We start from the raw sequence: 25,066 nt of genomic DNA, 5'->3' as shown, positions 1-25,066 counted from the left end.
TCCCCCGGCGCCCCTCCGCCCTCGCAGCCGGTACTTGACAATGTCGAGTACTGCACATCACAGTAGAGCCGTGCCCACCCATGATCCACAGATGCTCAAGGGAGTCCTCGGGCTCCTGCTCCTCAGCGCCCTCGCGACCCGGGACCACTACGGCTACGGCCTCGTCACCCAGCTGCGCTCGGCCGGCTTCGACGAGCTCGCCGAGGGCACGGTCTATCCGGGGCTCACGCGCCTCGAGAGCGCGGGCTACCTCGAGTCCTACCTCCTGCGCAGCGACTCCGGTCCGGCGCGCAAGTACTACCGGCTCACCGACGCCGGCGCCGCCGAGCTCGACCACCGGCGCACCTCGTGGAGCGACCTCGTCCGGTCCGTCGCCACCGCCACCGCCGCAACCACCACCGCCCACCAGTCAGGGGACACCGCATGAAGCCCGTCGACCGCCTCCGGATCGAGTTCGCCGTCCTGCGCTACGACTTCTGGCTGGAGATGCGCGGCGTGCGTGGCCGCCGTCGCCGCGCCCTGCGCTCGGAGCTGCGTGCAAACCTCCTCGAGGCCACGTCCGACGTGGGGGTGACCCGCGCACTCTTCGGGATCGGCTCACCGAAACAGCTGGCGTATGCCGCGCAGCCGGCCGACCCGTCCCGGCCCCGCTGGTCGCAGGGGCTGCTGTGGGCCACAGCTGCCTTCGTGCTCGTGTTCTGGGGGCTCATGGCCACCCTCCTCACGATCCTCCAGACGGTCGAGGCCGCCGGTGTGACCAACACCGTCGAGCTGCGGACCTTCCCGTGGTTCGGGACGAGCTTCACGGCCCAGCACACCCCGGGCACGATCGAGGCCGGCTTCGAGCGACCGTGGGCTCTCCTCGTGGCGCCGCTGCTCGTATTCCTGCTCGTCGCCCAGCCCTGGCGGCTCCTGCGCCGGCGGCAGCGGGCTGCCGGTGCCGCCGAACCCGAGCGCGTCTGACCCCGGCCTTGCCCGGCGAAGGGCCGGGGAGCAGGGTGTGCGCATGGACACCCCCCACTGGCAGGACGCCGACTTCACTGGCCTGCGAGCCATGATCTTCAACTGCACCCTCAAGCGCTCCCCCGAGAAGAGCCACACCCAGGGGCTCATCGACGTGAGCACCGCGATCCTCGAGAAGCACGGCGTCGAGGTGGAGGTGCTGCGCGCCGTCGACCACGACATCGCGACCGGTGTCTATCCGGACATGACGGAGCACGGGTGGCAGAGCGACGCCTGGCCGCAGATCTGGGAGCGGGTGCAGGCCAGCGACATCCTCGTCATCGCGGGTCCGATCTGGCTCGGTGACAACTCGAGCGTCACCAAGCGCGTCATCGAACGCCTCTACGCCATGAGCGGCATGACCAACGACCGGGGCCAGTACATCTTCTACGGCAAGGTCGGTGGCGCGATCGTCACCGGCAACGAGGACGGCATCAAGCACTGCGCGTCCAACATCCTCTACAGCCTCCAGCACCTCGGCTGCTCGATCCCACCCAACGCCGACGCCGGCTGGATCGGCGAGGCGGGCCCGGGACCGTCCTACCTCGACGACGGCAGCGGTGGACCGCAGAACGAGTTCACCCAGCGCAACACGACGTTCATGACCTGGAACCTCATGCATCTCGCCTGGCTGCTCAAGCAGGGAGGCGGCTTCCCCGCCGGCGGCAACGAGCGGGTCGAGTGGGACAAGGGCACGAGCTTCGACCACCCCAACCCCGAGTACCGCTGAGCCGAGCCGGCTGTCGTCTCGCTGAAGTCTGCACGCTTCGCCGCAACGTCAGCGAGACCTGCGCGGATCAGCGCAACGAGCGCCACGGCATACGCGAAGGGCCCCTCACCACGACGGTGAGGGGCCCTTCGGCGATGCCGGGCCGGGCTCAGCCGAACGAGTCGCCGCAGGCGCAGGAGCTGCCCGCGTTGGGGTTGTCGATGGTGAAGCCCTGCTTCTCGATGGTGTCGGAGAAGTCGATCGTGGCGCCCTCGAGGTAGGGACCGCTCATGCGGTCGACGACGACCTCGACACCGTCGAAGTCGCGCACGAGGTCACCGTCGAGGGACCGCTCGTCGAAGTAGAGCTGGTAGATGAGGCCGGAGCAGCCGCCGGGCTGCACGCCGACGCGCAGGCGCAGGTCCTCGCGGCCCTCCTGGGCGAGGAGGGACTTGACCTTGCCCGCAGCGAGGTCGGTGAGGAGGACGCCGTGCGCGGGCGCAGAACCGGGCTCGGCCGCTGTGGTGGTCTGGGTCTGGGTGTCGAGCTCGCTCATGGGTCACTCCTGTGATGCGTCGGGGCTCGGGCTGGGACTGTGGGTGGTGCATGAGTTCGCAACTGCCATGAGCCGCGATCTGTTCCCGTGCATCTTCAGGATACGACCACTTCGCGGATCACCGGGCGGGGGACCACGTCCGGGCGACCCGGGCCGCCCTGGCGCGCAGGGTGCCGACCGGGTCGAGGAGCGCGGCGTCGATCTCCTCGCGAGTCTCGGCGACGGCATACGTGCCGCTGATCCCCAGCCCCATCGTCTCGCGCCGGCCGACGAGGACCTGGCCGGCGAGCACGATGCTGGGCAGCCCGGCTTCGAGGGCGGCCACGGCCACGCCGGAGGCGACCTTGCCCTGCAGGCTCTGCCAGTCGAAGGTGCCCTCCCCGGTCACGACGAGCTCGCAGCCGCGCACCACGTCACGGAACCCGACGGTGTCGAGGACCAGCTCGACCCCGCTGACCCGATGTCCACCGAGGAGGAGCAGCCCGTAGCCGAGCCCCCCAGCGGCTCCGGCCCCCGGCTCGCGGTCGAGCCGGCGAGCTGCGCCGGTGAGGAGGTCCAGGGGCGCGGGGACGGTGCGAGCCACGATCTCGGTGAACCGTCCAAGTGCGCCCTCGAGCTCCTGGGCGAGCTCGGGTGTGGCGCCCTTCTGCGGCCCGAAGACGGCACTGGCGCCCTTGAAGCCGAGCAGCGGGTTCTCGACGTCGGTCGCCAGCACGAGGTCGACACCGGCGAGCTGCTCGCGCGCCGACAGCAGCCCGGACAGCGCGTCATCGGGGGCATCGGCGAGGGCTCCGCCACCGCGCGCCAGGTGCTCGGCGGGACCGGCGCCGAGGGCGGCGAGCATCCCGGCGCCACCGTCGTTGGTGCCACTACCGCCGAGGCCGACGACGATGCGCTGCGGCTTCTCGGCCAGGGCGGCCAGGAGCAGCTGGCCCACTCCCCAGGTGCTCGTGAGCGCGGGGTTGCGCTCGTCCGCGGCGAGCAGGTGCAGGCCTGCGGCCTGGGCCGACTCGATGTATGCCGTCCGCTCACCCGGTGCGCCCGCGACGAGGACCGCTGCGGGCACCTCTCGCCCGAGGGGGTCGCTGACGGTGAGCGCCACGATGTCCCCGTCGAGAGCCCCCGCGAGGACGTCGAGGAAGCCCGGCCCGCCGTCGGACAGCGGGAGGAGGGTCAGGGTGTCCTGGGGGGCGGTGTCGTGCCATCCCGCCGCGATGGCCTCCGCAGCCTGGGTGGCGGTGAGGGTTCCGGTGAAGCAGTCCGGGGCGATGACGACGTGCACGGCACGCACGGTATCGGGTGCCCCTCGGCCATGGCGAGGGCCGGTTCGAGGAGGCTCCGCACGGTACCAACCTCGACCGGCGTGCCGTCGTGGTTCGCGTTCTCGCGTATGGGCCGCAGCCGGGTCCGCCGGCTGGCAGGATCGTGCGTGCACCAGGCGCGCCGACGGAACGAGCGACATGGCCTCCAAGCCCACCATCCTTGCCGTGGATGACGACCCCGCCGTGTCCCAGGCGATCGTGCGCGACCTCCGCAAGCGCTACGGCGGCGACTACCGCCTGGTGTCGGCGACCTCCGGCGGCGAAGCACTCGGCCTGCTGGACGAGCTGATCCTGCGAGACCGGTCGGTGGCGCTCGTGGTCTCGGACCAGATGATGCCGCAGATGACCGGGATCGGGATGCTCGCACAGGTGCGCGAGAAGTCCCCGGAGTCCAAGCTCCTGCTCCTGACGGCCTATGCCGACACCGACGTCGCCATCAGGGCGATCAACGACATCGCGCTGGACTACTACATGTTCAAGCCCTGGGACCCACCCGAGGAGCAGCTCTACCCCGTCGTTGACGGGCTTCTCGACGACTGGGTCGGTGCGCATCCCCCGGAGACCTCCGAGGTCCGCGTCCTCGGCCACCGGTGGTCGGAGCGCAGCTACGAGATCAAGACCTTTCTGGCGCGCAACCACGTCCCCTACCGGTGGCTGGACCTGGAGCGCGACGAGGAGGCGCGGCTCCTGCTCGATCTCTCCAAGCGCACGGTCGACGACCTCCCTCTGGTCCTCGTGCCCGATGGTGACTCGCTTGCCTCCCCCTCCACGCGGGATCTCGCCGCCGCGCTGGGTCTGCGCACCAGGGCGGAGCAGACCCTCTATGACCTGTGCATCGTCGGGGCGGGGCCGGCCGGCCTCGCCGCCGCCGTCTACGCGGCCTCGGAGGGGCTCTCCACGGTGGTCGTCGAGCGGGACGCCCCGGGAGGTCAGGCAGCCCAGAGTGCGTCGATCGAGAACTACCTCGGCTTCCCGAAGGGGTTGTCGGGAGCCGACCTCACCCACCGAGCGGTCGCCCAGGCGGCTCGCTTCGGCGCGGAGACGGTCCTTGCCAGTGGCGTCACCGGGTTCGAGACGAGAGGACCGGTCCGCGCCGTCCTCCTCGAGGGAGGCGACTCCATCGAGGCACGCGCCGTCCTCGTGGCCACAGGCGTGTCCTACCGTCGCCTCGACGCGCCCGGGGTCGAGGAGCTCGGCATGCGAGGCGTGTACTACGGGGCTTCGGCGAACGAGGCCCTCCAGTGCGAGGGTGAGGACGTCTACATCGTCGGTGCCGCGAACTCCGCAGGCCAGGCGGTGCTGAACTTCGCCCGCCATGCCCGACGCGTCGTGATGCTCGTGCGTGGCCGTGAGCTGGAGGCCGGCATGTCCCATTACCTGGTCGACCGGATCCGTTCGACGCCGAACGTCGAGGTGCGTCTGGGCACCGAGGTCGGAGCGGTCTCCGGTGAGGGCCATCTCGAGCGCCTCACCCTCGTCGACCGTGCGTCGGGAGAGCAGGAGGAGGTGAGGGCCAGCTGGCTGTTCGTCTTCATCGGTGCCACTCCTCGAACCGACTGGGTGGGTGACGTGGCTCGTGACGCGAAGGGGTTCCTGCTGACCGGGCAGGAGATGATGGCCAGTCCCAGTGGTGAACAGTGGCCGCTCCCCCGGGCACCCTTCGCCCTGGAGACCAGCGTCCCAGGCGTCTTCGCTGCGGGAGACGTCCGCCAGGACTCGATGAAGCGGGTCGCCTCGGCGGTCGGCGAGGGTGCCATGTCGGTCTACCTGGTCCACCGCTACCTGGCGACGATCTGATGGCGATCCAGGACCTGCGCCGGATCCCGCTGTTCGACGGGCTGAGCGACGCACAGCTCTCACAGCTGGAGCACGCCGGAAGCGAGATGGTCGCCGAGCCGGGCGAGGAGCTGTGGCGTGAGGGGCAACCGGCCGACACGTGGTGGGTGATGCTCGAGGGGTCGGTCAACCTCCTCAAGCGCGTCGGCAAGGAGGAGACGGTCGTCGGAGCCATGACGACCCCCGGGCAGTGGGCAGGCGGGTTCGCGGCCTGGGACCCCAACGCGCTGTGCTTCGCGACCGGACGAGTGGTGGAGCGCACCCGTCTCATGCGGGTCCCCTCCGACGAGCTCGGCAGGCTCGGCAACGAGTGGTTCGCGTTCGGCGTGCACTTCATCCGTGGCCTGGTCGACACGGTGCGGCGAGTGGAGTCGAACGCCCGACAGCGCGAGGCGCTCGTGGCGCTGGGGACGCTCGCGGCCGGACTCGCCCACGAGATCAACAACCCTGCGGCTGCCGCCACCCGGGCCGTGGACTCCTTGGCGACGACCTCGGAGGCGTTGGTCTCAGCCATGCTGCGGCTGGTCTCGCACGGCGTCACGCCGGAGCAGGTGGCTCGCCTCGAGGAGCTGCGCCACGTCGCCGCTCCACAGGCAGCTGCGCTCGATCGGCTCGCAGTGGCTGATCGCGAGGACGAGCTGGCGGACTGGCTCGCGGACCACGGTGTGGACGAGGCCTGGATGCTCGCCCCGCCACTGGCAGCAGCCGGGATGGACCCGAGCTGGTGCGACGAGGTGGAGGAGGCTGTCGGTTCCGCTGCGCTCGGGCCCGGCATCGAGTGGGTGGCCCACTCGTTGACCGTCCACGCGCTCCTGTCGGAGGTCAAGGACGCCACAGGGCGCATCTCGAGCCTGGTCGGGGCAGTGCGTTCCTACTCGCAGCTCGACCGCGCCGGGGTCCAGCGGATCGACCTGGTCGAAGGGCTGGAGAGCACGCTGACGATGCTGGCCCACAAGCTCGAGGGCATCACGGTCGAACGCGACTTCACCCCGGAGGTGCCGACGATCGAGGGCATTCCCGGCGAGCTCAACCAGGTGTGGACCAACCTGATCGACAACGCCGTGGACGCCATGGACGGACAGGGCACCCTGCGCGTCTCCACCCACCTCGACGAGCTCGGCCTCGTCATCGTCACGATCGAGGACTCCGGGCCCGGGATGCCGGCCGACGTCCAAGCACGTGCCTTCGAGCCGTTCTACACGACGAAGGACGTGGGCAAGGGCACCGGACTCGGGCTCGACATCTCGCGTCGCATCGTCGTCGAGCGTCACTCAGGAGAGATCTCGATCGACTCGCGTCCCGGCCGGACCAGCATGCGGGTGAGCCTGCCCGTGGGTGGGCCGGCCTGACCGGGCCGGGCGAGGCTGTGGGCCGCCAGGGGGTGAAACTTCTTCACGGACGTGGTTGCATGAAGGGAAACAACTCACGACCATCGGGAGCCACCGTGAAGCTGCGCCACCTTGCCATCGCCACCACTGTCGCCGCCCTGGGCGCCATTGCCGCCAGCGGGCCGTCGGCCTCGGCGCAGCCCGACGGTCGGAGCCTTCCACCGGGAGGCGGCTTCCACGCCGTGATCCGCCCCGTCGACGACGCGACCCGCGCCACGATGATCGGCGTCTCGTGGAAGCCCGGCTGTCCCGTCCCCATCGAGGACCTGCGCATCATCGACATGACCCATCGCGGGTTCGACGGCGAGGACCACGAGGGCCAGCTCATGGTCCACGAGGACATCGCCCGCGACACCGTCAACGCCTTCCGCAAGCTCTATCTCGATGACTTCCCGATCCGCCGCATGGAGCTGATCGAGAACTACGGAGGGTCCGACGACGCGTCGATGGACGCCGACAACACCTCGGCCTTCAACTGCCGAGCCATCACCGGCGGCACCCGCTACTCGACGCACTCCTACGGCAAGGCGATCGACATCAACACGATCGAGAACCCCTATGTCAAGGGCTCCAGCGTCTACCCGCCAGCCGGAAGAGGCTTCCTCGACCGGACCGACGTCCGTCCCGGCATGCTCATCGACGGCGACATCGCCGTGACGTCGTTCACGAGCCGCGGCTTCGACTGGGGCGGCCACTGGACCTCGCTCAAGGACTACCAGCACATGGAGATCCCCCAGCCCTGAGCGAGCTGCTCCGCGTCGGACTCGGCGGGCGTGACTCAGGACACGACCATCCAGCCACCCGGCATACGATCTTCGGGTGACGACCACGACCCCCGCCCCGCTCCCGCTCCTCGTCCTCGGCCAGGGACGCGACCTGCACAGCGAGCGCGGCGTCGAGTGCCCCGGTGACCTCCCCCTGCCCTCCGACCCCGACCTGGTGGCCCGGGCCCGCGCGGCCAAGGCGGCGCTCGGCGACAAGGTGTTCGTCCTGGGCCACCACTACCAACGCAACGAGGTCATCGAGTTCGCCGACGTCACCGGTGACTCGTTCAAGCTGGCCAAGGAGGCCGCCGCGCGGCCCGACGCGCCGTGGATCGTCTTCTGCGGTGTCCACTTCATGGCCGAGTCCGCCGACATCCTCACGAGCGACGAGCAGACGGTGATCCTGCCCGACCTCGCGGCGGGGTGCTCCATGGCCGACATGGCGGCCATCGCCCAGGTCGAGGACTGCTGGGACCAGCTCGTCGAGGCCGGGGTCGCGGAGCAGACCATCCCGGTGACCTACATGAACAGCTCAGCAGCGATCAAGGCCTTCACCGGTCGTCACTCCGGCACCGTGTGCACGTCGTCCAACGCCAAGACGGCACTCACCTGGGCCTTCGGCGAGTCCGGTGGGATCGAGGGCGCCGGCAAGGTGCTCTTCCTGCCCGACCAGCACCTCGGACGCAACACCTGGGCGCGTGACCTCGGTGGTTCGCTCGACGACTGCGTCGTCTGGGACCCGCACCGCCCCATGGGCGGTCTGACGGTCGAGCAGCTCCAGGCAGCCAGGATGATCCTGTGGCGCGGACACTGCTCGGTCCACGGACGCTTCACCACGGAGGCCGTCGAGGCCGCTCGGGCCACCATCCCCGGCGTCAAGGTCATCGTGCACCCCGAGTGCCGTCACGAGGTCGTCGAGCTGGCCGACGAGGTCGGTTCGACCGAGAAGATCATCCAGACCATCGCGGCGGCACCGGACGGCACGGCCTGGGCGGTCGGCACCGAGCTCAACCTCGTCCAGCGCCTCGGCCAGATGTTCCCCCGGCAGCGCATCAGCTTCCTCGAGAAGAACGTCTGCTACTGCTCGACGATGAACCGCATCGACCTGCCACACTTCGTGTGGGCGCTCGAGTCCCTCGTCGAGGGTCGGGTCGTCAACGCGATCCGGGTCGACGAGCAGGTCGCCGTCGAGGCCCGGGCCGCTCTCGACCAGATGCTCGCCCTGCCCGGCGAGACCAGCAAGGACTGAGCCGGGCCGGTGGGGCGCGGGACTAGTCCCGCACCTCGGATCATGGGGGCCGCACCCACGCCCTGGCGGCCCGGTCCTCACTAGCGTCAGCCCGAACCAGGGCGTCGACGGCGATGCCCGGAACTCGGGAGGCCGACATGGTTCGCACCCACAAGCTCCTTGGCTGGACGAGCGCACTGGCGGTGGCCGCCGCAGCAGCGCTGGGCGTCGTCACCGCACAGGGAGCGTCCGCGGCCACCCTCCAGCAGGTGACGTCGTTCGGGTCCAACCCCGGCGCCCTGACGATGTGGAGCTATCGCCCGGACAACGCGGCCAGTGGCGCTCCCCTGGTCGTCGCCCTGCACGGCTGCACCCAGGATGCGCCGGGCTACCTGAGCGGCTCGGGATGGCGTGACCTCGCCGACCGCCGGGGCGTCACGGTCGTCCTGCCGCAGCAGTCCACGGCCAACAACTCGAGCCGGTGCTTCAACTGGTTCCAGTCGGGGGACGTGACCCGGGGGCAGGGTGAGGTCGCCTCGATCGCCAGCATGGTGAGGCATGCGATCTCGGCCTACGGGGCGGACCCGAGCCGGGTCTACGTCACCGGCCTCTCGGGCGGCGGTGCCATGACGGCCAGCATGCTCGCGGCATACCCGGATCTCTTTGCCGGTGGATCCGTGAACGCCGGCATCGCGCACGGGTGCGCAACGACTGTGGCACAGGCCTACTCGTGCATGAACCCGGGCATGGACAGGACGCCGCGCGCGTGGGGTGACCTTGCCAGGGCGGGGTATGCCGGGTGGTCCGGACCGCGACCCAGGGTCGCCATCTGGCACGGCCAGTCCGACACGACCGTGACCCCGATGAACGGTCGGGAGCTGCGCGACCAGTGGACCGACGTCGCGGGTGTGAGCCAGCTCCCCACCGCCACAGGCACGTTGGCGTCAGGAGTGACCTGGACGGAGTACGGCGGAGGGGCCGTGCGACTCACCGAGATCGCGGGGATGGGCCACGGCACACCCGTGGATCCCGGCAGCGGCCCGACCCAGTGCGGCACCGCGGGTGCCTACTTCATCGACACCGTCTGCGGCGCCCACCACGACGCCCAGTTCTTCGGACTGCTCGGGTCGCCTCCGTCACCCACTCCGACGACGTCGCCCACGGGGACGGCGACTCCCACCGCGACACCGTCTCCCACGCCGACGGCGACCAGCAGCCCGACCTGTGTCACGTCGACGAACTACGCGCACGTCCAGGCAGGTCGGGCCAGGCACTCGGGCGGCTACGCCCTGGCCCTCGGCTCCAACGACAACCTCGGGCTCTACAACACCTTCAACACGTCAGCGGTGCGCGAGACGAGCCCCGGCTACTGGCAGAAGTGCTAGACGTCAGAGTGAGATGAGGCCGTCGTCGCCCACGTGCGGGTTGTTGCTCTTCGCCACGCGCTCACCCTCGGGCGGCGGACCCGGCGGTGTCCCGTCGCCGAACGGCCGCCCACCGAGCGACTCCCGACCGTGGGACGTCCCCCAGCCCGCGAGGTCCGGCCCGAGCGGCACGACCCCCGTCGGGTTGATGTCACGGTGGACCTCGTAGTAGTGGCTCTTGATCTGGACGAAGTCGGTGGTGTCACCGAAGCCGGGGGTCTGGAACAGGTCGCGGGCGTAGGCCCACAGCACCGGCATCTCGGTGAGCTTGCTGCGGTTGCACTTGAAGTGGCCGTGGTAGACCGCGTCGAAGCGTGCCAGCGTGGTGAAGAGGCGCACATCGGCCTCGGTGATCGTGTCGCCGACGAGGTAACGCTGCGTGGCGAGGCGCTCCTCGAGCCAGTCGAGGGCGGTGAACAGCCGTTCGTATGCCGCGTCGTAGGACTCCTGCGTGCCGGCGAACCCGCACCGGTAGACACCGTTGTTGACCTCGGTGTAGACGCGCTTGTTGACCTCGTCGATCTCGGCCCGCAGGCGCTCGGGATAGAGCTGAGGCGCTCCCTCCCGGTGGAGCTCGGTCCACTCCCCCGAGAGGTCGAGGGTGATCTGCGGGAAGTCGTTGGTCACGACCTCCCCGCTGGGCACGTCGACGATGGCGGGCACGGTGATGCCCTTGGGGTAGTCCGGGAAACGGGCGAGGTAGGCGTCCTTGATGCGGGGTATCCCCAGCACCGGGTCGAGCCCGTCGGGGTCGAGGTCGAAGGTCCAGGAGTCCGCGTCGTGCGTCGGTCCGCAGATGCCCATCGAGATCGCGCCCTCGAGGCCGAGGAGTCGACGCACGATGATCGCCCGGTTGGCCCAGGGGCACGCCCGGGCCACGACGAGGCGGTAGCGAGCCGGCTCGACCGGCCACTGCTCGCCGCCCCGGGTGATCCGGTCCTCGATGTAGTCGGTGTCGCGCTCGAACTCGGGCTCGACGTACTTCCCCTGGGTGGTCTCGGGCATCTCAGCTCCTCCTCATCGAGCCGAGGCGGGCGAAGAGCACAGCCTCGGCCACACAGACCTTCTCGAACTCGCCGAGATGCAGTGACTCGTTGGCGCCGTGGGCGCGCGTGTCGGGGTCCTCGACACCGGTGACGAGGATGGCCGCGTCCGGGAAGCGCTCGGCAAAGGCCGCCACGAACGGGATCGAGCCGCCGACGCCGATGTCGACCGGCTCCTTGCCCCAGGCGTCCGCGAAGGCGGCACGCGCCTGGTCATAGACCGGGCCGCTGGCGTCGGCGGCGAACCCCGCACCTTGGTCGTCGAGGGTGATCTCGACCTTGGCGCCCCAGGGCGCGTTCTCGAGCAGGTGCTTCTCGAGGGCGACGAACGCGTCGGTCGGCACCTCATCGGCGGCGATGCGCATCGAGAAGCTTCGCGGAGGCGGTGGGAACGAGGGTGTTGGACGACTTCTCGACCGACGGCGCGTTGATGCCGATGGTCGTCAGCGACGGCTTGGTCCACATGCGCGAGAGCAGCGAGCCGGAGCCGATCGTCGACACACCGTCGAGCAGGCCCGACTCCTCACGCAGGCGCTCCTCGGAGAACTCGAGGTCGGCGGCCTCACCGGACCTGAGCCCGGCGACGGCCACGTTGCCCTCGTCGTCGTGGAGGGTCGCGATGAGGCGGACGAGCGCGGTGATGGCGTCGGGAACGGCCCCGCCGAACATGCCGGAGTGGACGCCGTGGTCGAGGGTCGTGACGGTCACGACGACGCGGATGAGCCCGCGCAGGGTCGTCGTGAGCGCAGGGGTGCCGATGTCCCAGTTCGTCGAGTCGGCGAGGACGATGGCGTCGGCCTTGAGCTTGTCGCCGTGGCGCTCGAGGATGGTCATGAGCGAGTCCGAGCCGACCTCCTCCTCACCCTCGACGAAGACCGTGACACCGACGGGCAGGTGGCCGGCGTGGGCGCGCAGGGCGGCGATGTGCGCCATGATCCCGGCCTTGTCGTCGGCGGCCCCCCGGCCATAGAGACGACCGTCGCGCTCGGTCGGCTCGAACGGCGCGCTGTCCCAGTCCGCGTCGTCACCCGGCGGCTGCACGTCGTGGTGCGCGTAGAGCATGACGGTCGGGGCGCCCTCGGGTCCGTCGATGTGCCCGATGACCGCGGGAGCGCCCCCCTCACGCACGATCTCGACCTCGAGCCCCTCGGCCCGCAGAAGCGCCGCGGTGGCCTCGGCCGAGGCGTCCACATGGCTCTGGTCGAAGGCCGGCAGGGAGACGCTCGGGATCCGGGTCAGCGCCTCGAGGTCGGTCCGCAGCCCGGGCATGAGGTCGCGGACGGTGTCGCGGAGCGCGGAGAAGCTCAGCCGGGTCGCTCTGGTTGGTGGAGTCAGTCACCCTGCCGACCCTACCCACGGCCCTCGGTCACGTGCACGGAGGACTCAGCCCGGCGGCATACACTCGGGCCGTGTTCGGACGCAGCAGGACCACCAACGACGAGCTCGCGGAGCAGACGGCGATCGCCCGCGAGGGCGCCAAGAACCGCCCCACGCCCAAGCGGCGCGACCAGGAGGCGGCCCGCAGGCAGCCCCTCGTCGTCAAGGACCGCAAGGCGGCCAAGGGCGCCGACCGGGCCAAGCGCCGCGAGCAGCTGGCCAAGCAGCGCCAGGCGATGCTCACCGGCGACGAGACGCACCTGCCCGCGCGGGACAAGGGTCCGGCCAAGCGCTTCATCCGCGACTACGTCGACGCGCGGTGGGGCGTGGCCGAGTTCATGCTTCCGGTGATGCTCATCGTGCTGGCGCTGTCGTTCGTGCGTCAGCCGTGGGCGATGCTCATCGTCTTCGCCCTCGTCTACGGGCTCATCGCCGCCGCGGTCGTCGACACGTTCCTCGCGTGGCGCCGGATCAAGAAGAGGCTCGTGGCCAAGCACGGCGAGGACGCCGTCCAGCGGGGCGACGGCTTCTATGCCGCGATGCGCTCGTTCCAGATGCGCCGCACCCGCATGCCCCGCCCGATCGTCAAGCGCGGCGCCTACCCCAGCTAGACCGAGGCGTCGAGCGGCATCGGACCATAGATCTTCTCCCCGTCGCGGTGCAGCGACACCGCCGCGACGCCGGCCTCGGCCAGCTCGCGCCACACCTCGCCGAACCAGTTCTCGGCGTCGGACTGCGTGGGGAACGCGGTCTCCGTGGTCGGCTCCCCCGTCACTGCTGCTCCGGCGGCGTTCTCATAGGTCCAGGTCCAGGCCTCGGTCATGACACGTTCTCCTCTGGGGCTGTCTCGACGGTCGGCTCGAGCACGACCTCGGTGATAAGTGAGTTGGCGATGAAGCAGCTCTCGTGGGCCTCGTGCATGAGCTCCTCGAACCGGCTCACGTCGCTGCCCGCGGCGACCAAGACCTTGGGGCGCAACGTGATTCGCGTGATGCGCATGGGCTTCACTTCTTCGGGCATGATGCCCACCGCGTCGTCGGTGTAGTCGAGCACGTCCAGCTTGGCGCTCGCCGCGACGTGGAGGAACGACAGCAGCTGGCACGAGCTGGCGGCGAGCACGAGGAGCTGCTCGGGGTTGGCCCGGGTCGCGTCACCGCGGAAGTGCGGGTCGGCGCTCAGCGCGAACGGCTCGGTCGCCGGCGGGACGCTCCCGTCGTGATCGCGCGGGTATGCCGTGTAGCCGCCACCCGTGGACCCCTCCCACGCGATCGTGGCCCGATAGCTGTGCTCGCCCATGCGCGTCGCCTCGTCCCTCGTCGTCCGTCAGCTCGTGCGGACGCCGACCTCGACGAACGGTGGCTTGGTCACCGTCGCCCGGACCTCGCGACCCCGCACGTCGACGACGACCTCGTCCCCGACGGCGACCGACCGCTCGAGCTGCGCCAGCGCGATGCCCTCCTTGCGGGTCGGGCTGAACGTCCCGGACGTCACCTCGCCGACGACCTCTCCGTCCTTGAGCACCGAGCAGTGGGCCCGCGGGATGCCGCGACCGGTGACGACGAGACCGCGGTTCAACCGTGAGGTCTTGGCGGCGCGCTGCTCGGCGAGCGCCTCCTTGCCCCAGAAGCTCTCCTTCTCCCAGCCGACGGCCCACGCCGCTCCGGCCATGACGGGCGTGATCTCGGTGCTGAGGTCGTTGCCGTGCAACGGGTAGCCCATCTCGGTGCGCAGGGTGTCACGCGCACCGAGACCGGCCGGCATACCGGACTGGTCGGCGACCGCGGAGGCGAGCGCGTCCCAGAGCGAGCCGGCCGCGTCCCAGGCGGGCACGAGCTCGTAGCCGCGCTCTCCCGTGTATCCCGTGCGGCAGACGATGACGGGCAGGCCCTGCCACTCCGTCTCGACGAACGACATGTAGTCGTGGTCGACCGGCAGCCCGAGCGAGGTGAGCACCTCGTCACTCCTGGGACCCTGGACGGCGAACACGGCATACGCGTCGTGGAGGTTCTCGACGGTGATGCCCTCGGGGGCTGCGGCGCGGAGGAGCTCGACGACGGCGGTGGTGTTGGCGGCGTTGGGGATGAGGAAGACGTCGTCCTCGCTGCGGACGTAGGCGATGAGGTCGTCGACGACTCCGCCGTCGTCCTGGCAGCAGAGGGTGTACTGCGCCTGGCCCGGACCGATACGGCGCAGGTCATTGGTCAGGCACGAGTTGACGAAGTCCACCGCCGACTGCCCGGCTGAGCTCCCGGACACCCGAGCCTTGCCGAGGTGGCTCACGTCGAAGAGCCCGACGCGCTCGCGGACGGCCGTGTGCTCGGCGACGACGCCGCCTCCGGGGTACTCGATCGGCATCTCCCACCCGCCGAAGTCGGCGAGCTTGGCACCGAGCGCGACGTGCCGGTCATGGACGGGAGAGTGCAGCAGATCGGTCATGACGGCACGCTATCGCGACGCCTCCTTCACCGTCGCGGCTAGGGTGCGACGCACAGGGGCGATGATCTCGCCTGCCCGGATCGGCCGTAGGAGACACAGCGTGACAGCAGCGCCAACCCTCAACCTCACCACCCGCGACGCCGGGAGCCTCAAGGTCGACGCTCTCGTCGTCGGCTCCGTCTCGAGCGACTCGGGGGCCACCCTCGCGACCGGACACGGTCTGCCCGCCGCCGCCGCCAAGCACCTCACGTCGGTGCTCGCCGACCTTGAGTCCAAGGGCAAGCCCGGCGAGACCGTGCGCGTCGTGGCCGTCCCCGGCGTCTCCGCGACGGCGGTCGTCATCACCGGCCTCGGCGCCGCTGCCGACCTCACCCCGGACGTGCTCCGTGCTGCTGCCGGCTCGGCGCTGCGCTCGGTCGCCACGAAGGCGAGCGTCGCCGTCGCCCTCCCGGCCACCGACGAGGCCGCGCTCGCGGCTGTCGCCGACGGTGCGTATGCCGGGTGCTACAGCTTCGATGCCGCCTCCACCAAGGTGTCGGTCGGGGCACAGGCCAAGGCCCGGAAGGCCCCTGCTGCGTCTGGCGGGCCCAAGATCACCATCGTGTCCTCACTCGGACAGGGCAAGTCGGTCAAGGCACTCCTCGAGCGTGCGGCCGTCATCGGCTCTGCGCGTGACCTCGCCCGCGACCTCGTCAACACCCCGCCGAACCTCCTCACCCCGCAGGCGTTCGTCGACCGGGTCAAGGCGGTCGTCGCTGCGTCCTCGGGCAAGGTCTCGGTCTCCGTCCTCGACGAGAAGGCGCTCGCCAAGGGTGGCTTCGGCGGCATCGTCGGCGTCGGCCAGGGCTCGGTCAACCCGCCGCGCATCGTGACGATGACCTACTCCCCCAGCGGGTCCCGCGGCTCGAAGGCCGGCTCGGTCGCGCTCGTGGGCAAGGGCATCACCTTCGACTCCGGCGGCCTGTGCATCAAGCCGGCGGGCAGCATGCTGACGATGAAGTCCGACATGGCGGGCGCTGCGGCGGTTGCCGCCACGGTCGTCGCCGCCGCCGAGCTGGGCGGGCCCGTGGCCGTCACCGGCTACCTCTGCCTCGCCGAGAACATGCCCAGCGGCACCGCGCAACGTCCCGGTGACGTCGTGACGATGCGCAACGGCACGACCGTCGAGATCATCGACACCGACGCCGAGGGGCGCATGGTCCTCGGTGACGGCATCTGCCTGGCCAGCGAGGCCGAGCCCGACGTCATCGTCGACATCGCCACGCTCACCGGAGCGCAGATGGTCGCCCTCGGCGCCCGCGTCGCCGGCGTCATGGGCAACGACGACGCCTTCCGCACCCGGGTCGTCGACGCCGGTGGCGCCGAGGGCGAGGACTCGTGGGCGATGCCGCTGCCGCGCGAGCTGCGTGCCGGCCTGGACTCGGTCGTCGCCGACCTCCAGCACAAGGCCGACCGGTGGGGCGGCATGCTCACGGCAGGGCTCTTCCTGCAGGAGTTCGTCGGCGAGGGCATCCCGTGGGCCCACGTCGACATCGCCGGCCCGTCGTTCAACGAGAAGGGTGCCGACGGCGCCATCCCCAAGGGCGGCACCGGATACGGCGTCGCGACCCTGGTCAACCTGATCGAGAACCACACCGCCTGACCGACAGCAAGAGAGAGGTCCCCGCCTGCGCCGAGCGCGGACGGGGACCTCTCTCGTTCTGGCCGGGTCAGCCGGACTTGCGGCGGAACATCTGGTCGCGCCCGGAGGTCTCGGGGCCGTGCCCGTGGTCGACCTTGCCGTGGTCGCTGCCACCGGAGACGTCGGCGCCGCCGTGGGCGTGCTTCTTGTCCAGGGCCTCGCGGAACTTCTTCTTCATGTCCTCGCTGGGCGTCGGACGGGAACTCTTCGACTCGGACACGGGTCCTCCTGGATCGGTGGTGCGGTCGCCCTCACTCTCCCACGACCCGCGGCAGGGCGGCCACAGGCTTTGCGCCACCCACGAGACACCGGGCGCCGGGCGCCGGGCGATGCGATCCTGGCTCGCCGGCGGGGTCAGCGACGGCGCTGTCGCGAGTTCCAGTCGCGCATCCGCTGCGGGTAGCCCGTCTGGTTGACGTCGTAGGTCGGGAGGTGCAGGTCGGTCGCGAGCCTGAACGCGTCCTCGCGCGACGGCACCGCGCGCCGCGTCCACTCGCCGTCGTGCGCGATGAGGATGACGGTCGTCGCCGTGACGTTGGTCGCGGGCTCGACGAACGCCTCCACCCCGCGGCGGCTTCGGGCGAACTCCTCCAAGTGTGCTCGCGCCCTGCGGACGTCGTCCTTGGAGGGCGCCGTCGCGCCCTGCGCCGGCACCCCGCCCTTTCGTCGCCTGAACCACGCCATGGCGCCACGATACGGAAGAGCGCTGGAAGGTGGGTGTGACTTCGCTGGGCGCGCCGACGGCATACGCACAGGGGCGGTTCTCCCTGCTCGGACCTCGTGTGACGCCCGACACGGCGCAGTGACAGGATGTGCCGCACTGGCGCGGCGAGGGCGAGACCCGTTCGGCTCGTGCCTCACGGACCCGACCCGAGGGAGCACCACGCATGCCGGCCACCGCCGAGGACACATACGACGTCGTCATCCTGGGAGGCGGGAGCGGCGGCTACGCCTGCGCCTTCCGCGCGGCGGAGCTGGGGCTCCGTGTCGCTCTTGTCGAGCGGTCCAAGCTCGGCGGGACGTGCCTGCACGTCGGCTGCATCCCCACCAAGGCCCTGCTCCACGCCGCAGAGGTCGCCGACTCCGCCCGTGAGAGCGAGCAGTTCGGTGTGCGGGCGACCCTGGAGTCGATCGACATGGCCGGGGTCAACGCCTACAAGGACGGGGTGGTCGGCCGTCTGCACAAGGGGCTGCTGGGCCTGGCCAAGGCGCACAAGGTCGACATCGTCGAGGGCACCGGTCGGCTCGTCGACCGCACCACCGTCGAGGTCGACGGACGTCGCGTCACGGGACGCCACGTCGTGCTGGCCACCGGTTCCTATCCCAGGACGCTTCCCGGTCTCGAGATCGCCGGCCGCATCATGACGAGCGAACAGGCCCTGCAGCTCGACTTCGTTCCGGATCGGGTCGTCGTCCTGGGTGGCGGTGTCATCGGGGTCGAGTTCGCCTCGGTCTTCCGGTCCTTCGGCTCCGAGGTCACCGTCGTCGAGGCGCTGCCCCGACTCGTGGCGGCGGAGGACGAGGCCGTCTCCAAGGTGTTGGAGCGCACCTTCCATAAGCGCAAGATCACCGTCAAGGCCGGCGTGAAGTTCGCTGGCGCGACCCAGGAGGGCGACGTCGTCACCGTCTCCCTCGAGGACGGCACCACCATCGACGCCGACCTGCTGCTCGTCGCCGTGGGACGCGGCCCCGTCACCGACGGACTCGGGTTCGCCGAGGTGGGGGTCACGCTCGATCGTGGTTTCGTCACGACCGATGACCGCCTCCGCACCGGGGTCGACGGCGTGTATGCCGTGGGAGACATCGTCCCCGGTCTCCAGCTCGCGCACCGTGGCTTCCAGCAGGGCATCTTCGTCGCCGAGGAGATCGCCGGACTCTCGCCGGCACCCATCGTGGAGACTCTCATCCCGCGCGTCACCTACTGCAACCCCGAGATCGCGTCGGTCGGCCTCACGGAGGCGCAGGCCCGCGAGGTGCATGGCGAGGTCGAGACGTATGAGTACAACCTCGGCGGCAACGGCAAGTCCCAGATCCTGCAGACCCAGGGGTTCGTCAAGCTCGTGCGCTCCAAGGACGGACCGGTCGTCGGCGTCCACATGGTCGGCGCGCGGATGGGCGAGCAGATCGGCGAGGCCCAGCTCATCGTCGGCTGGGAGGCGCACCCGGACGATGTCGCGCCTCTCATCCACGCCCACCCCACCCAGAACGAAGCGCTCGGCGAAGCCCATCTGGCGCTCGCTGGCAAACCGCTGCATGCTCACAACTAGAGTTGACGCAGAGCCACCGTCGATAGGAGAACTGACACCATGTCCGAACGTGTGACCATGCCCGCCCTCGGCGAGTCCGTGACCGAGGGCACCGTCACCCGGTGGCTCAAGAACGTCGGTGACCAGGTCGAGGTCGACGAGCCGCTGCTCGAGGTCTCGACCGACAAGGTCGACACCGAGATCCCCTCGCCGGTCGCCGGCACCCTCCAGGAGATCCTGGCCGAGGAGGACGAGACGGTCGCCGTGGGCGCCGACCTCGCCGTCATCGGTGACGGTTCCGCGGCCGGTGGCGACGACGCCGCGCCCGCTGAGGAGTCAGCCTCGGAGGCCGCGCCGGCCGCCGAGGACAGCTCCGGCGACAGCGGCGACGGCGACGCCATCGAGTCCCCTGCCGACCGTGACGAGGTGGCTGCGGCCGGCGACGAGGGCGGCCAGGAGCCGGCATCTCCCCACACCGATGCACCCGCCGAGTCCACGTCCGCCGAGTCCGCACCGTCGCAGTCCGCTCCGGCCGAGTCGGCCCCGGCCGCCCCGAGCGGTGGCGGTGGCACGACCGTGACCATGCCGGCCCTGGGTGAGTCCGTCACCGAGGGCACGATCACCCGCTGGCTCAAGGCCGAGGGCGACGAGGTCGCCGTCGACGAACCACTGCTCGAGGTCTCGACCGACAAGGTCGACACCGAGATCCCCTCCCCCGTGGCGGGCAAGCTGAGCAAGATCCTCGTCCAGGAGGACGAGACCGTCCCCGTGGGTGCCGACCTCGCCGTGGTCGGTGGCGACGCCGACGGCGGAGCCGCCGCAGCCTCGGACAACACGGACACGTCAGAGGCCGCGGCCCCCGCGCAGCCCAGTGCCGAGGAGGCAGCGCCCGAGCCGGAAGCCGAGAGCCCCGGACAGTCCGCGGAGCCTGAGGCAGAGCAGCCGAAGCAGCAGGAGCAGGCGCCGCCCGAGAAGCCTGCGGACACCACCAGCGACCAGCCCGCGCAGGCCCAGAGCGTCGCACCCGACGAGCCGGCACCATCCGAGGGCGAGGTGGCCAAGGGCACTGCTCCGGCGACCGAGGCCGGCGGGTCCGAAGAGGCCCAGGACGCGTCGGCCTATGTCACTCCCCTCGTGCGCAAGATCGCGAACGAGAACGGCATCGACCTCGCCTCCATCAAGGGCACCGGCGTCGGTGGTCGCATCCGCAAGCAGGACGTCCTCGCCGCTGCCGAGGCAGCCAAGGCTCCCGCGGCGACGCCCGAGGCGGCCCCGGCCGCGAGCACGACGACCGCTGCGCCTGCGCCCTCCTCGACGGGCAAGTCCGCCGCCGTCGACACGAGCCTGCGCGGCACGACCCAGCCGATGACGCGACTGCGCAAGGTCATCGCCAAGCGGATGGTCGAGTCGCTGCAGACGTCGGCCCAGCTGACGACCGTCGTCGAGGTGGACGTCACCAAGATCGCGCGCCTGCGTGACCGCGCCAAGGGTGACTTCGCCCGCCGTGAGGGGACCAAGCTCAGCTTCCTGCCGTTCTTCACCCTCGCCGCCATCGAGGCCCTCAAGGCCCACCCCACCGTGAACGCGAGCATCGACGGCGACACGGTGATCTATCACGGCAGCGAGAACGTCGGCATGGCCGTGGACACCGACAAGGGCCTGCTCGTGCCGGTGGTCAAGAACGCCGGCGACCTCAACATCGCCGGACTCTCCCGCAACATCGCCGACCTCGCGGAGCGCACGCGCACCAACAAGATCACGCCCGACGACCTCGCCGGCGGCACCTTCACCATCACCAACACCGGGTCCCGCGGCGCACTCTTCGACACGCCGATCATCAATCAGCCACAGGTCGCCATCCTCGGCACCGGCGCTGTCGTGAAGCGACCGGTCGTCGTCAGCGACTCCGACGGCGGCGAGACGATCGCGATCCGGTCGATGGTCTACCTCGCTCTCTCCTACGACCACCGGATCGTGGACGGCGCAGACGCCGCCCGCTTCCTCACGACGGTCAAGGAGCGACTCGAGGAGGGCGCCTTCGAGGCGGACCTGGGCCTCTGAGGCACTGCACATGACACAGCGCATCGCCGTCGCCGGCTCGTCCGGACTGATCGGTGGTGCGCTGTGTCGTTCGCTGCGTGAGCGGGGCGACGAGGTCATCCAGCTGGTGCGACGCCCTGCGAAGCAGGCGAGCGAGGTGCAGTGGGATCCGTCGACCCGTCACCTCGCCCCTGAGGTGCTCGACGGGGTCGACGCAGTCGTCAACGTCGCGGGTGCCAGCATCGGTGCGCACCGGTGGACACCCGACTTCAAGACCGAGCTCATCGCGTCGCGCACCGACGGAACCACCGCCCTGGCGACGGCCATCGCAGCGACCGGTAGGCCGATCCACCTCGTCAACGGGTCCGCGGTCGGCTACTACGGCGACCGCGGCGACGAGATCCTCACCGAGGAGAGCAGCGCCGGATCCGGCTTCCTCGTCGACCTGGTCCACGCCTGGGAGGGCGCGACCGAGCCGGCTCGCGCGGCCGGCGCGCCGGTCACCCTCCTGCGCACGGGCATCGTCCTGGATGCCGAGGGCGACGCGATCAAGATGCTGCTCCGGCTCACGAGGTTGGGGCTCGGAGGACCGCTGGGCAACGGCCGTCACTACTGGTCGTGGATCACCCTGGCCGACGAGGTGCGCGCGATCGAGCACGTGCTCGACCAGCGGCTCGAGGGCCCGGTCAACCTCACCGGCCCTGAGCCTGCACGACAGCGTGACATCGTGGCCGAGATGGGCCGCCAGCTCCATCGCCCGACCCTGCTGCTGGCGCCCAGGCTCGCGCTGCGACTCGTCGTCGGCGAGATGGCCGGCGACATCGTCTCGAGCCAGCGCGCCCTGCCACGACGCCTGCAGGGCAGCGGGTTCGTCCACGCTCAGGCCACCCTCCCCGACGCGGTCCGCTGGCTGCTCACGGCTCGCTCCTAGCCGGCCGAGCCCTCCTCGCGCCATCCCGACCAGGACGAACGCACAGTCGACGCGTGACGTCGGTGGTCGGTCAGCGCGCGCCACCTGCTCGCACGTCGTGAACGCGCCACCCCGCGTCCGTGCGGACGAGGTCGAGCAGCACCGGCGCGGCCGTGACCGCAGGTCGCGGCAGGTCGCCATCGCGACCCCGCACGACGTGAGCTCCCGGTGTCGATCCGCGCCCTGACGGTCGCCACACCGCCCGACTCCCCCACGAAGGTCGCCTCGCGAACCACGAAGGCCAGGCCGACGTATCGTTGGTTCGCTCGCTGGACCCCGGCCAGGACCTCGGTGTCGCGCGCCAGAGCCGGGGAACGCGGGGCATCGACCTCGACCAGTCGGGCGGCGATCCCGCTCGACCAGGCTGCAGCCCGGGCCTGCGCCAGAGAGCTGACGAGGGCGAGCGGTCGAGTGCGGGGAGCATCCGGCACGAGGCGGGCATCGGCCGTCCCTGACCCAGCAGCCTCCACACCACTCGAGGTCGGGGTCGTCCCCGGCCCACTCGCAGCCGAGGCCTGGCCGTCGCCGCGGCCGCCGCTCCACGCGAGCACCCCGAGGGCCACCGCGACGAGAGTCGCGACCACGACGACGAACGGCACCACCGTGCGGATGCCCCGCAGGCACGCCGCCGCGCTCCTCCTGACGGACGCGGTCTGGAAACGGCCACGACGAGCGACAACTCGGACGCGGCGGGAAGCCGAGGCGCCCGCCGCTGCTGGCGAGGCGTCATCAGCTCCGCCCGCGCAGCCGCTCGAATCCGCCGGGTGAGCAGACTGACGTCGTCCTCACCCTGCACGAGCACGAGCGGCTCAGGGGCGGCGCTGTCGAAGATCGCCAACGCCAGGGCGTCGGCATCCGGGCGGTCCTCGGGGCGGGAGCGCAGGGCCCCCTCGACCGCAGTCGCCAGCTCGGCAGGGAGGCCTGCGACCCGGTCGCCGAGGCGTCCTCGCAGCACCGCCGGGCCCGGCGCCTCACCGGTGAGGCAGAACCACGCCAGCGCTCCGAGGGCGTAGGTGTCGGAGGCGATGGTGGGCACCCCTCCGACGGCCACCTCCGGCGCGATGAAGCCCTCGGTGCCACGGACCTCGGCCGACTCGCGCCCGGCGATGCGCGCCACCCCCAGGTCGGCCAGGAAGGGGCGGCCCTCGAGATCCAGGAGCACGTTGCCGGGTGACACGTCGCCGTGGACGACACCGATGCCGTGCAGGCGGCCCAGCGTGGACGCGATCGGGCTGAGCACGGTGACGACCTCACCAGGTGCGAGATGCCCACGGGCACGCACCGCCGCCCCGAGGGTGCCGCCCGCGAGGTGGTCGAGCACGAGCGCGATGTCGCCCCCGGGCAGCGCCGTGGCCTCGTGCATCCGGACGAGGTGCGGCTCGTTGATCCGACCGAGCACGGCGAGCTCGACGAGGGCATCCTCGGCGTCCACCGCCGAGACAACCTTGATCGCGACAGTCTCCCCGGCCGTGTTCGTCGCCGACCACACGGCACCCGACCCTCCCTGCCCGATCGGCTCGAGCAGCTCGTAGCCGGGCACGCTGGGAGCGCGGTGGTCCACGATCCGGTGGCGTCCGGCATACCGGCCGTCCAGCGCCTTGTCCACGGTCTCCATCAGCTCATCCTTGCCCAGGGCGCCGAAGCCACCGCGAGGTTTTCCACAGGGCGGGGCGTCCGTCCCACTCGGCTAAGGTCGCGAGCATGCCTGCCGACCAGCCGACGATCCTCGCCACCTCGGGTGGCTACCGCCCCGCCAGCCGGACCTACCTCGAGTTCGACGCGCTCGTGCACCACGCCGTCGAGCTTCTCCGGGGTCACGGGCCGAGCGCCGAAGGTCACGGTCCTGGGGACGGCGAGCGGTGACCAGCGGTTCTTCAACGACCACCTCCACCAGGCCGGTCGGGTCGCGGGCTTCGACATCTCGACCCTCGATCTCTTCCCGATGCCGAACCACGACGACGTGCCCGGGATGCTCCTCGAGCAGGACGTCATCTGGGTCAACGGTGGTTCGGTCGCCAACCTCCTCGCGGTGTGGCAGGTCCACGACCTCGGCGCGTCGATGCGCGCCGCCTGGGAGGCCGGTGTCGTCCTCTCGGGTGTCTCGGCCGGGTCGATCTGCTGGTACGTCGGGGGCACGACCGACTCGTTCGGCCCGGAGCTGCGGGCCGTCACCAACGGGCTCTCCCTCCTCCCCTACGGCAACGGCGTGCACTACGACTCAGAGGCCCGCCGTCGGCCGCTCGTCCACGAGCTCGTCGCCGCCGGCACGCTGCCCACGACTCATTGCACCGACGACGGAGTGGGACTCGTCTATCACGGCACCGAGCTCGTCGAGGCCGTCTCGGAGCGCGACGGCAAGGGTGCCTACATCGTCACCCGCGACAGTGACGCCGCAGTCGAGGAGCGTCTCGAGCCGCGCCGCCTCGTCAACCCCTGACGCGAGCAGCGCCTCAGCGGAAGCTGTCTGCGCTCTGCTGCACCCGGTTTCGGTAGGTCTCCCAGTAGTCGGGGCCACCCTCGGGAAGGTTCGACGCGTCAACCCGCATGCCCACGGCGCCGTCGATGAGCTCACGGACGATGTCGAGCTGGCCACCGTGCCGGTTGGTCTCGGCGACCATGTGGACGAGGAGCCACTGCAGGGTGACGTCCGTGCCGTCAGACCCCCACCACGACACGGTGCCTGCACTGTCGAGGTCCAGCTCGTCGATGACGGTGTCGGCGTGGGCCGTCACCCTCTTGTAGAGGTCGAGGATCGAGTCGCTGGACTCCTCCTCGGTCGCCCACATGTCCGCGTTGTCCTCGCCCACGTCATCCATCATCTCGGCGTACCACGGCGGCATGTCGGGCACGGGACGACCGAAGCAGTCCCCGAAGTAGCCTGCCTCGACCCCGGCAAGGTGCTTGACCACCCCGAGGGCGTTGGTGCCCGTCGGGGTCAGGGGGCGACGCAGGTCGTGGTCGGACAAACCCTCGAGCTTCCAGAGGACGGCCTCACGGGCCCGGCCCAGATAGCGCTGCAGGATCGCCTTGTGGTCGTCGCTCAT

The 25,066-nt window shown here is 70.6% G+C and carries 23 protein-coding genes and 2 pseudogenes; 14 read left to right on the top strand and 11 right to left on the bottom strand.

Features of this window, described 5'->3' with window-relative positions; genetic code table 11:
- Nucleotides 1–70: 70 nt before the first annotated feature.
- The 3 genes from ACZZ98_RS16215 to ACZZ98_RS16205 are packed head-to-tail and all read left to right on the top strand — an operon-like array spanning nucleotide 71 to nucleotide 1,732.
- Entirely contained in the window at nucleotides 71–427 is a 357-nt protein-coding gene (locus ACZZ98_RS16215; protein WP_463517205.1) for a PadR family transcriptional regulator, read from the top strand.
- The gene (locus ACZZ98_RS16210; protein ID WP_463517204.1) at nucleotides 424–963 is read left to right on the top strand and encodes a hypothetical protein; all 540 of its coding nucleotides are present in this window, start codon (nucleotides 424–426) and stop codon (nucleotides 961–963) included. The genes ACZZ98_RS16215 and ACZZ98_RS16210 overlap by 4 nt, the downstream gene beginning before the upstream one ends.
- A gap of 43 nt (nucleotides 964–1,006) precedes the next feature.
- Nucleotides 1,007–1,732, top strand: a complete 726-nt coding sequence (locus ACZZ98_RS16205) for a flavodoxin family protein (RefSeq protein WP_463517203.1) — start codon at nucleotides 1,007–1,009, stop codon at nucleotides 1,730–1,732.
- 148 nt (nucleotides 1,733–1,880) lie between these two features.
- Here the strand turns inward: ACZZ98_RS16205 and ACZZ98_RS16200 are convergent, their stop codons facing one another.
- On the bottom strand, nucleotides 1,881–2,267 hold the full coding sequence (locus ACZZ98_RS16200; protein ID WP_463517202.1) for a HesB/IscA family protein: 387 nt from the start codon (nucleotides 2,265–2,267) through the stop codon (nucleotides 1,881–1,883).
- A gap of 118 nt (nucleotides 2,268–2,385) precedes the next feature.
- Nucleotides 2,386–3,549 carry a glycerate kinase family protein gene (locus tag ACZZ98_RS16195; RefSeq protein WP_463517201.1) on the bottom strand — a complete coding sequence of 388 codons (1,164 nt, stop codon included), beginning with the start codon at nucleotides 3,547–3,549 and terminating at the stop codon, nucleotides 2,386–2,388.
- A gap of 178 nt (nucleotides 3,550–3,727) precedes the next feature.
- Here ACZZ98_RS16195 and ACZZ98_RS16190 point away from each other — a divergent pair, with 178 nt between their 5' ends.
- From ACZZ98_RS16190 to ACZZ98_RS16170, 5 genes are all read left to right on the top strand, one after another.
- Nucleotides 3,728–5,386, top strand: a complete 1,659-nt coding sequence (locus ACZZ98_RS16190; RefSeq protein ID WP_463517200.1) for an FAD-dependent oxidoreductase — start codon at nucleotides 3,728–3,730, stop codon at nucleotides 5,384–5,386.
- Nucleotides 5,386–6,774: an ATP-binding protein gene (locus ACZZ98_RS16185; protein ID WP_463517199.1), complete on the top strand. Its 1,389-nt coding sequence runs from the start codon at nucleotides 5,386–5,388 to the stop codon at nucleotides 6,772–6,774. Before ACZZ98_RS16190 ends, ACZZ98_RS16185 begins: the two co-directional genes overlap by 1 nt.
- Before the next feature lie 59 nt (nucleotides 6,775–6,833).
- On the top strand, nucleotides 6,834–7,556 hold the full coding sequence (locus ACZZ98_RS16180) for a M15 family metallopeptidase (RefSeq protein WP_463517198.1): 723 nt from the start codon (nucleotides 6,834–6,836) through the stop codon (nucleotides 7,554–7,556).
- 76 nt (nucleotides 7,557–7,632) lie between these two features.
- Nucleotides 7,633–8,826 (top strand): quinolinate synthase NadA, encoded by a 1,194-nt coding sequence (nadA, locus tag ACZZ98_RS16175; protein WP_463517197.1) that lies wholly within the window; start codon nucleotides 7,633–7,635, stop codon nucleotides 8,824–8,826.
- 137 nt (nucleotides 8,827–8,963) lie between these two features.
- A complete protein-coding gene (locus tag ACZZ98_RS16170; RefSeq protein ID WP_463517196.1) occupies nucleotides 8,964–10,190 on the top strand; it encodes an extracellular catalytic domain type 1 short-chain-length polyhydroxyalkanoate depolymerase in 1,227 nt (408 codons plus the stop codon).
- A 3-nt stretch (nucleotides 10,191–10,193) separates the two neighbouring features.
- Here ACZZ98_RS16170 and ACZZ98_RS16165 read toward each other — a convergent pair whose 3' ends face one another.
- Both ACZZ98_RS16165 and ACZZ98_RS16160 read right to left on the bottom strand, forming a co-directional pair.
- A complete protein-coding gene (locus ACZZ98_RS16165) occupies nucleotides 10,194–11,234 on the bottom strand; it encodes a glutathione S-transferase family protein (RefSeq protein ID WP_463517195.1) in 1,041 nt (346 codons plus the stop codon).
- A 1-nt stretch (nucleotide 11,235) separates the two neighbouring features.
- A pseudogene (locus ACZZ98_RS16160) lies at nucleotides 11,236–12,541 on the bottom strand (M20/M25/M40 family metallo-hydrolase).
- Nucleotides 12,542–12,681: 140 nt separating this feature from the next.
- Here ACZZ98_RS16160 and ACZZ98_RS16155 point away from each other — a divergent pair.
- Nucleotides 12,682–13,260, top strand: coding sequence for a DUF3043 domain-containing protein (locus ACZZ98_RS16155; RefSeq protein ID WP_463517194.1), 579 nt, complete (start codon nucleotides 12,682–12,684; stop codon nucleotides 13,258–13,260).
- On the opposite strand, the gene ACZZ98_RS16150 is transcribed toward ACZZ98_RS16155, so the two are convergent.
- The 3 genes from ACZZ98_RS16150 to gcvT are packed head-to-tail and all read right to left on the bottom strand — an operon-like array spanning nucleotide 13,257 to nucleotide 15,085.
- Entirely contained in the window at nucleotides 13,257–13,472 is a 216-nt protein-coding gene (locus ACZZ98_RS16150; protein ID WP_463517193.1) for a hypothetical protein, read from the bottom strand. The genes ACZZ98_RS16155 and ACZZ98_RS16150 overlap by 4 nt on opposite strands.
- Complete coding sequence (locus tag ACZZ98_RS16145) at nucleotides 13,469–13,945, bottom strand: OsmC family protein (protein WP_463517192.1); 477 nt, start codon at nucleotides 13,943–13,945, stop codon at nucleotides 13,469–13,471. Before ACZZ98_RS16145 ends, ACZZ98_RS16150 begins: the two co-directional genes overlap by 4 nt.
- A gap of 27 nt (nucleotides 13,946–13,972) precedes the next feature.
- Nucleotides 13,973–15,085, bottom strand: coding sequence for a glycine cleavage system aminomethyltransferase GcvT (gcvT, locus tag ACZZ98_RS16140; RefSeq protein WP_463517191.1), 1,113 nt, complete (start codon nucleotides 15,083–15,085; stop codon nucleotides 13,973–13,975).
- A 61-nt stretch (nucleotides 15,086–15,146) separates the two neighbouring features.
- Between gcvT and ACZZ98_RS16135 the strand changes: the two genes are divergently transcribed.
- Complete coding sequence (locus ACZZ98_RS16135; RefSeq protein ID WP_463517799.1) at nucleotides 15,147–16,727, top strand: leucyl aminopeptidase; 1,581 nt, start codon at nucleotides 15,147–15,149, stop codon at nucleotides 16,725–16,727.
- A gap of 67 nt (nucleotides 16,728–16,794) precedes the next feature.
- On the opposite strand, the gene ACZZ98_RS16130 is transcribed toward ACZZ98_RS16135, so the two are convergent.
- Both ACZZ98_RS16130 and ACZZ98_RS16125 read right to left on the bottom strand, forming a co-directional pair.
- Nucleotides 16,795–16,986 (bottom strand): DUF5302 domain-containing protein, encoded by a 192-nt coding sequence (locus ACZZ98_RS16130; RefSeq protein WP_463517190.1) that lies wholly within the window; start codon nucleotides 16,984–16,986, stop codon nucleotides 16,795–16,797.
- Between the two features lie 134 nt (nucleotides 16,987–17,120).
- Complete coding sequence (locus ACZZ98_RS16125) at nucleotides 17,121–17,450, bottom strand: hypothetical protein (protein ID WP_463517189.1); 330 nt, start codon at nucleotides 17,448–17,450, stop codon at nucleotides 17,121–17,123.
- A gap of 203 nt (nucleotides 17,451–17,653) precedes the next feature.
- Here ACZZ98_RS16125 and lpdA point away from each other — a divergent pair, with 203 nt between their 5' ends.
- The 3 genes from lpdA to ACZZ98_RS16110 are packed head-to-tail and all read left to right on the top strand — an operon-like array spanning nucleotide 17,654 to nucleotide 21,983.
- Nucleotides 17,654–19,033 carry a dihydrolipoyl dehydrogenase gene (lpdA, locus tag ACZZ98_RS16120; RefSeq protein ID WP_463517188.1) on the top strand — a complete coding sequence of 460 codons (1,380 nt, stop codon included), beginning with the start codon at nucleotides 17,654–17,656 and terminating at the stop codon, nucleotides 19,031–19,033.
- 39 nt (nucleotides 19,034–19,072) lie between these two features.
- Complete coding sequence (gene sucB, locus ACZZ98_RS16115; protein ID WP_463517187.1) at nucleotides 19,073–21,073, top strand: 2-oxoglutarate dehydrogenase, E2 component, dihydrolipoamide succinyltransferase; 2,001 nt, start codon at nucleotides 19,073–19,075, stop codon at nucleotides 21,071–21,073.
- Between the two features lie 10 nt (nucleotides 21,074–21,083).
- Entirely contained in the window at nucleotides 21,084–21,983 is a 900-nt protein-coding gene (locus ACZZ98_RS16110; RefSeq protein WP_463517186.1) for a TIGR01777 family oxidoreductase, read from the top strand.
- A gap of 70 nt (nucleotides 21,984–22,053) precedes the next feature.
- Here the strand turns inward: ACZZ98_RS16110 and ACZZ98_RS16105 are convergent, their stop codons facing one another.
- Nucleotides 22,054–23,637 carry a serine/threonine-protein kinase gene (locus ACZZ98_RS16105; RefSeq protein ID WP_463517185.1) on the bottom strand — a complete coding sequence of 528 codons (1,584 nt, stop codon included), beginning with the start codon at nucleotides 23,635–23,637 and terminating at the stop codon, nucleotides 22,054–22,056.
- An 86-nt stretch (nucleotides 23,638–23,723) separates the two neighbouring features.
- Here ACZZ98_RS16105 and ACZZ98_RS16100 point away from each other — a divergent pair.
- Nucleotides 23,724–24,459 (top strand): annotated as a pseudogene (locus tag ACZZ98_RS16100) (Type 1 glutamine amidotransferase-like domain-containing protein).
- A gap of 13 nt (nucleotides 24,460–24,472) precedes the next feature.
- Here the strand turns inward: ACZZ98_RS16100 and ACZZ98_RS16095 are convergent.
- Nucleotides 24,473–25,066, bottom strand: coding sequence for a DinB family protein (locus ACZZ98_RS16095; RefSeq protein WP_463517184.1), 594 nt, complete (start codon nucleotides 25,064–25,066; stop codon nucleotides 24,473–24,475).

It is taken from the genome of Knoellia sp. AC549 (genome assembly GCF_979258975.1).
The sequence above is the reverse complement of the archived record's forward strand: the minus strand, read 5'-3'. Positions and strand labels throughout refer to the sequence as shown.

Coding starts and splice junctions, on each gene's coding strand:
- gcvT (WP_463517191.1), bottom strand. CDS start 15,085: ATGACCGATCTGCTGCACTCTCCCGTCCATGACCGGCACGTCGCGCTC.
- ACZZ98_RS16205 (WP_463517203.1), top strand. CDS start 1,007: ATGGACACCCCCCACTGGCAGGACGCCGACTTCACTGGCCTGCGAGCC.
- ACZZ98_RS16125 (WP_463517189.1), bottom strand. CDS start 17,450: ATGGCGTGGTTCAGGCGACGAAAGGGCGGGGTGCCGGCGCAGGGCGCG.
- lpdA (WP_463517188.1), top strand. CDS start 17,654: ATGCCGGCCACCGCCGAGGACACATACGACGTCGTCATCCTGGGAGGC.
- ACZZ98_RS16105 (WP_463517185.1), bottom strand. CDS start 23,637: ATGGAGACCGTGGACAAGGCGCTGGACGGCCGGTATGCCGGACGCCAC.
- ACZZ98_RS16145 (WP_463517192.1), bottom strand. CDS start 13,945: ATGGGCGAGCACAGCTATCGGGCCACGATCGCGTGGGAGGGGTCCACG.
- ACZZ98_RS16185 (WP_463517199.1), top strand. CDS start 5,386: ATGGCGATCCAGGACCTGCGCCGGATCCCGCTGTTCGACGGGCTGAGC.
- sucB (WP_463517187.1), top strand. CDS start 19,073: ATGTCCGAACGTGTGACCATGCCCGCCCTCGGCGAGTCCGTGACCGAG.
- ACZZ98_RS16190 (WP_463517200.1), top strand. CDS start 3,728: ATGGCCTCCAAGCCCACCATCCTTGCCGTGGATGACGACCCCGCCGTG.
- ACZZ98_RS16200 (WP_463517202.1), bottom strand. CDS start 2,267: ATGAGCGAGCTCGACACCCAGACCCAGACCACCACAGCGGCCGAGCCC.
- ACZZ98_RS16165 (WP_463517195.1), bottom strand. CDS start 11,234: ATGCCCGAGACCACCCAGGGGAAGTACGTCGAGCCCGAGTTCGAGCGC.
- ACZZ98_RS16170 (WP_463517196.1), top strand. CDS start 8,964: ATGGTTCGCACCCACAAGCTCCTTGGCTGGACGAGCGCACTGGCGGTG.
- ACZZ98_RS16110 (WP_463517186.1), top strand. CDS start 21,084: ATGACACAGCGCATCGCCGTCGCCGGCTCGTCCGGACTGATCGGTGGT.
- ACZZ98_RS16135 (WP_463517799.1), top strand. CDS start 15,147: ATGATCTCGCCTGCCCGGATCGGCCGTAGGAGACACAGCGTGACAGCA.
- ACZZ98_RS16150 (WP_463517193.1), bottom strand. CDS start 13,472: ATGACCGAGGCCTGGACCTGGACCTATGAGAACGCCGCCGGAGCAGCA.
- ACZZ98_RS16180 (WP_463517198.1), top strand. CDS start 6,834: ATGAAGGGAAACAACTCACGACCATCGGGAGCCACCGTGAAGCTGCGC.
- ACZZ98_RS16095 (WP_463517184.1), bottom strand. CDS start 25,066: ATGAGCGACGACCACAAGGCGATCCTGCAGCGCTATCTGGGCCGGGCC.
- ACZZ98_RS16210 (WP_463517204.1), top strand. CDS start 424: ATGAAGCCCGTCGACCGCCTCCGGATCGAGTTCGCCGTCCTGCGCTAC.